This window comes from Ilumatobacter sp. (genome assembly GCF_041688325.1).
GTDB lineage: Bacteria > Actinomycetota > Acidimicrobiia > Acidimicrobiales > Ilumatobacteraceae > Ilumatobacter_A.
The window spans coordinates 1-5365 of record NZ_JBDNIJ010000390.1 but is presented as its reverse complement, the minus strand read 5'-3'; the positions used below and the strand labels follow the sequence as shown (position 1 = coordinate 5365).

The following is a 5365-nucleotide window of genomic DNA, read 5'->3' as shown; positions in this document are numbered from 1 at the left end:
TTGAGGGGGCGGGCATACCAGAGAGGGCGGCGGAGGCCGCTGTCGTTGGTGGTGCCAGCCGGACGGGTCTTTTCCATCCACTCGAGGTAGGCCTCGCGTGACTTCGCTGTGTCGACGACGACGTCGCCGTACTCATCACCGACTGCCGCCGGGGTGACACGCACACGCTGATGCCAGCACTGCATGCCCGAGATCGGGTCGGGCTGCACGCAGAACGTGGCGTTCTGGTGGACGCCTGTGTCATGCCACCAAATACGGCCCGTGTCGGGATCAGCAGACTCGTACGCCGTCATGTTCTTTTTGTCTGCACCCTCACGCTTCAGCGTCCACGTGGTGCCCTGCTGATCGATCGTGGCCTTGCCAGCAGCCCAGTTGCGGCCCTCTTTTTCGTCGAGGCGCCAGCGACCCATGTGGTGCGATGCGGCGACGACACCGGGTCGGATGCCCTCGGTACGCCATGCCTGAATCACGAAGTGGCCAATGCGGGTCGAGATGCGGACGAGGCCGCTCTCTTCGATATTCAGCTTCTCGGCGTCTTCCGGGTGAATCCAGAGCGGGTGGCGGTGGCTGATCTCGTTCAGCCACTTCGAGTTGGCCGAGCGAGTGTGGATCAGCGTCGGGATGCGGAACGTCGGCAGCAAAATGCGCTCGTTGCCAGCCATGTCCATGTCTTCCCAATGCACGTGGCTCGGGATCCACTTCGGCGTTGAGTACTCGGGCCAGCCCCACTCTTTGAGGGTGGTCGAAAACAGCTCAAGCTTCTTCGACGGAGTGGGGAAGCCTTCCTTGATCTCGCCGTCGACCTCGACTGCGGGCGAACCGTCGCCGAGCTTGGCGAGTTCGGTGTTGGCAAAGCTCTCCTCGGACCCATCGAACGTGCCGATAGTGCCCGGCTTGCGGAACACCCCTGATGCGTCCTTGATGCAGTCGGCCACATCTGCAGCCGAGACGATCTTTTCGTACGGCGTGTACGGGTCGGTCGGCACCGCGAAGGCGCCGCGGTCACGCATGTATTCGAGGGGAACCTGGCCTGCTTCGGCGGCTGCCTCGGCGAGGCCTGGGACTTCTTCGGCAAAGATGTGGCCGTAGTACTCGTCGATGCTGATCGGGTTGCCCGGCCGTTCGTCCGATTCGAACCACTTGCGGATGCCCATCGAACCATCGGGATCAATTTTCCACGACAGGTCGATCCAGAACTCGTTTTCTTCCCAGACTTCGCCGGGGTTGTACTCGTGGCTTCGGGCATCCGGGCTCACCGGCTTGCCGTCCTTGATCTCGGCGTAGCGACGGAACACCGATTGGCGGAATCCAATCCACTTTCCGGCGTGCGTCTCGTACGACGCGACGTCGTGACGTTCTGCGCCGACACCCATCGGGAGCACGTAGTCAGCGAACCACGAGGTCTCCGACCACGTCGGCGTGAGCGCGACATGGCAGTTGACCTTCTCCGGGTCTTTCAAGGCCTCGAGCCAGGTGAAACCATCAGGGTTGGTCCAGATCGGGTTATAGACACGCGAGAAATAGGTGTCGAGCTTGCCGCGGCCTTCGTTGAGGAAGTGCGGAAGCAAGATCGACATCTCGTGGTACGAGAGCGGAAACTCTTGTGGCCAGCTCAGCTCGTTCCAGCGCTCGAGCGGCGGGGCCCCCTTGGGCTGGTGTGCAGTGAACTTGTTCCAGCCGTTGCCGGACGTACCACCCTCGGTACCGACCGAACCGGTGAGCACATTCAAAAAGAACAGACAGCGCGCGACCTGCCAACCGCCCTGGTTGCCAGCGCCTGCTGCGCGCCAGTTGTGGCTGGCAAACTTGGTCGGGTGCCTGCCGATGATCTCGGCGATCTCGCGGATCTGGGCGGCGGACACGCCAGTGATGTGCTCGGCGCGCTCGGGGGTGTACTCGCTGTAGTGATCTTTGAGCGCGGCCTCGACCGACTCGAAGGTTTGCGGCATGTCGGGGTACAACTCGGCGAGGAACGTCTCCCAGTTCACCCAGCGGCGCACGAAGTCACGTTCCCACTTGCCGCTCTCGAGGAGCAGGTGAGCGATCGACAGGCAGAGGAATGCTTCGGTACCCGGCCACGTCGGCAGCCAGTGATCGGCCTTCGAGCCGGTGTTCGACAAACGCGGATCGACGCAAATGACCGTCGCTCCCTTGCCCTGCGCTTCCATGATGCGCTGTGCGTGCGGGTTGAAATAGTGACCGGCTTCGAGGTGCGAGGAGATCAGGAAGATCACTTCGGCGTTGGCGAAGTCAGACGACGGGCGGTCGTGGCCCATCCAGCTCTGGTATCCGATTCGCGCATTCGAGCTACAGATGTTGGTGTGGCTGTTGTGGCCGTCAGTTCCCCAGGCTTTGAGCACGCGGTCGGCGTAACCGTCTTCGCCGGGGCGGCCGACGTGGTACATCACTTCGTTGTGGCGGTCTTCTTCGAAGGCCGTGCGAATGCGTCCACCGATTTCGGTGAGCGCCTGATCCCAGCTGATGCGTTCCCACTTGCCACTGCCGCGTTCGCCGGTCTGCTTGAGCGGGTACATGATTCGCTCTTGGTCATAGATCTGGTTGATCGTCGCCGGGCCTTTGGCGCAGTTGCGGCCGCGGCTGGCTGGGTGTTCGGGGTTGCCCTCGATTTTGGTGATCTCACCCGTCTCGTTGTCGAAGTAGGCAAGCAGGCCGCACGCGGCTTCACAGTTGAAGCACGTGGTCGGCACCAGCGTGTAGTTGCGTTCGACTTTGTCGGGCCACGCCTTCGCGTCGAGTTCGGTCCAGTCGTGCCACCTGTCGAGCGGCGGGTACTTCTGTAGATCAGTCATTTCAGAGCTCTTTCAACAACAGCGCTTCAGTTCGGGTCAGACCCCAACTGAAACTCAAGACAGTGGGACGGATTGGCCGGCGCGGACGAAGGCGGTTTCGGACAAGAACATGCCGAACAGTGCCGACAGGCCAGCGATGCCAACGACGATCGGAGTATCAATGTCGGCGGCCAGGGCGATGATCGCGAGGACGGCCGGAAGCAACATGCCGAAGGCGACGCCGCCCTGGAACAATTGTTTCTGGGCACCCTTGGTCATGTCGGCAATGGCCATTTCGACATGGCGACTGCCCTTGCTCTGGAGTTCGACCCAGCTGAGGAACGCAATGGCGATGACGCCGCCGAGCAGCGCCCACCACACGGCCCGCGGGGACGGGATGTCCATCGCAACGTCGAGGATCGCGTAGGCCGAGGCACCGGCAATGACCGCCCGAGCGAGCAACATCGGGAGCAGCAGTGGCGTCTGCCAGAGGTCGCGGCCTTCGCACTGACCGAACAGGAACGCCGTGTAGCCGGCCGTCGCTGCTCCCAAGAGTGCCGTGGGAATGGCGATGACCTGCAGTGCACTAGTTGCGTCGGCGGCACCGAGCAGGAACCAGACGGCCGACAGCGCAGCGAACCCACTGAGCACGTACGCACCCTTCACGAGCCACGAGTCGAAGTTCGACTTGGTGAGCAGGTAGTAGAAGCGCTTCGGCTGCTTGAGGTCACCGACCAGCAGGCCGCCGGTGAGGGCCAACATGATGCCCGCAACGATTGGCGGGACGACGCCGACAGCAGCTTGCTTGTCGGCATGACCGAGCACCATCATCAGGGCAGCCATCATCATGATGCCGCCAGCGACGGCCTTGGTGACCAGGTAGCCAGACACCATCATGTCCCACGTGGTCTTGTGCGAGGTCGTGTATGTCGTACGCGCCACGATGCCGGCATCGCCGTGACCCTTGTGATTGAGCACCGGCGTCTGGCGATGGTCGGGCGTCGTGTCGGCCCAGATCATGCCGTCGGCGTTGATCTTGGTGCGAGTCGGGTCGAGCGAAGCTTGATCGGCGCCCTTGTAGAACACTTTCGGCTTCGTGTTCTGCTCGGGCGAGCGAACGGCCACATCTTCGCGGCCAATGATCTTCGCCACCGGATCAGTGGGGTTGTCGAAGTCGACGACCTTGATTGCTTCGGTTGGGCACACCACAACGCATGACGGCTCAAGGCCGACCTCGATGCGGTGATTGCAGAAGTTGCACTTCTGCGCTGTGTTCGTGTCCGGGTTGATAAACAACGCGTCGTACGGGCAGGCGTTCATGCACGACTTGCAGCCGATGCAGTTGTCGTCTTGGAAGTCGACGACACCGTTGTCGGCACGGAACAGTGCGTTGGTCGGGCAGATGGTCATGCACGGTGCGTCTTCGCACTGGTTGCAGCGCATCACCGAGAAGTGTCGACTGGCGTCGGGGAACTTCCCGGTTTCGATGTACTTCACCCAAGTTCTGTTCACACCCAGAGGCACGTCATGTTCGCTTTTGCACGCAATGGTGCACGCGTGACAGCCAATGCAGGAATCGCTGTCGAGCAAGAACCCCAGTCGGGTCATCGCTCCCCCATTCATCTGTGTTCGTCGAGTCGAGCCGCCAAATGGCGGAGTGCACTCATTCTGTACCCACGGTCACATCGTCGATAGGCCAGTTCGGCCTGTGGGGTCAAAGGTCTGTTCTATGGCTTGTCATAGACTGGGCATGTGCCATTGCCCTTCAACTTCCCCGACTTGGCATCGCTCGACCTGTTCCGCTCAGTGGTCGAACTCGGCAGCGTGTCGCGCGCAGCCGAAGCGCACGGCATCGCACAGCCCTCGGCGTCGAGTCGCATCCGCACACTTGAGGGCCGGCTCGGCCTCCGCCTGCTTGACCGCTCCCCCACCGGCTCGCGCCCCACACCAGATGGCCAGTTGATATCCGGCTGGGCGGCAGAGCTATTGCGTTACGCCGACACGTTGGCCGCCGGTGTTGCATCGCTGAAGGCCGAACAGAGCGGCCTCCTCCGCATCGCCGCGAGCTACACGATTGCCGAGTACTTGCTCCCCCCGTGGCTCGAACGATTTCTGGCTGATCGCCCTGACGACTCGGTGACGCTCGAAGTCACAAACAGCCGCGCCGTGCTCGACCGGCTCGAAGCCGGCTCGGTCGACCTGGGCTTCGTCGAGTCACCGACCGTGCCAGCATCCCTGAACCAGCAGGCGGTCGCCGCGGACGAACTCGTGCCCGTCGTTGCCCCCCGCCACCCGTGGGCAAGCCGAGCCTCAGTTGATCTCACTGAGCTGGCAACGACTCCCCTTGTATTGCGCGAGCGCGGCTCGGGCACCCGTGAGGCCCTCGAAGCGTTACTTGCATCGGTCGGCCACGATGCACCGCAGTCGGCGCTCGACCTCGGCTCGATCTCAGCCGTGCGCATCGCGGTCATTAACGGATCGTCGCCGACCGTGATTAGTCGCTTGGCCGTTGCCGACGACATCGCCAACGGTCGCCTCGTCGAGCTCACCGTTCCCGGCCTGCAGATCAACCGCAC

At 62.6% G+C, this 5365-nt stretch carries 3 protein-coding genes; 1 reads left to right on the top strand and 2 read right to left on the bottom strand.

Annotated features, from left to right (window positions below; genetic code table 11):
* Together ACH2EI_RS19560 and ACH2EI_RS19555 are read right to left on the bottom strand one after the other, a co-directional pair.
* The coding region (locus ACH2EI_RS19560; protein WP_395161249.1) for a molybdopterin-dependent oxidoreductase at window positions 1-2810 on the bottom strand (2810 nt) is incomplete at its 3' end.
* 54 nt (window positions 2811-2864) lie between these two features.
* Window positions 2865-4286 carry a 4Fe-4S dicluster domain-containing protein gene (locus tag ACH2EI_RS19555; RefSeq protein WP_395161247.1) on the bottom strand — a complete coding sequence of 474 codons (1422 nt, stop codon included), beginning with the start codon at window positions 4284-4286 and terminating at the stop codon, window positions 2865-2867.
* A gap of 255 nt (window positions 4287-4541) precedes the next feature.
* Here ACH2EI_RS19555 and ACH2EI_RS19550 point away from each other — a divergent pair.
* Window positions 4542-5365 (top strand): LysR family transcriptional regulator (locus tag ACH2EI_RS19550; RefSeq protein WP_395152708.1); only part of this gene is annotated, 824 nt, incomplete at its 3' end.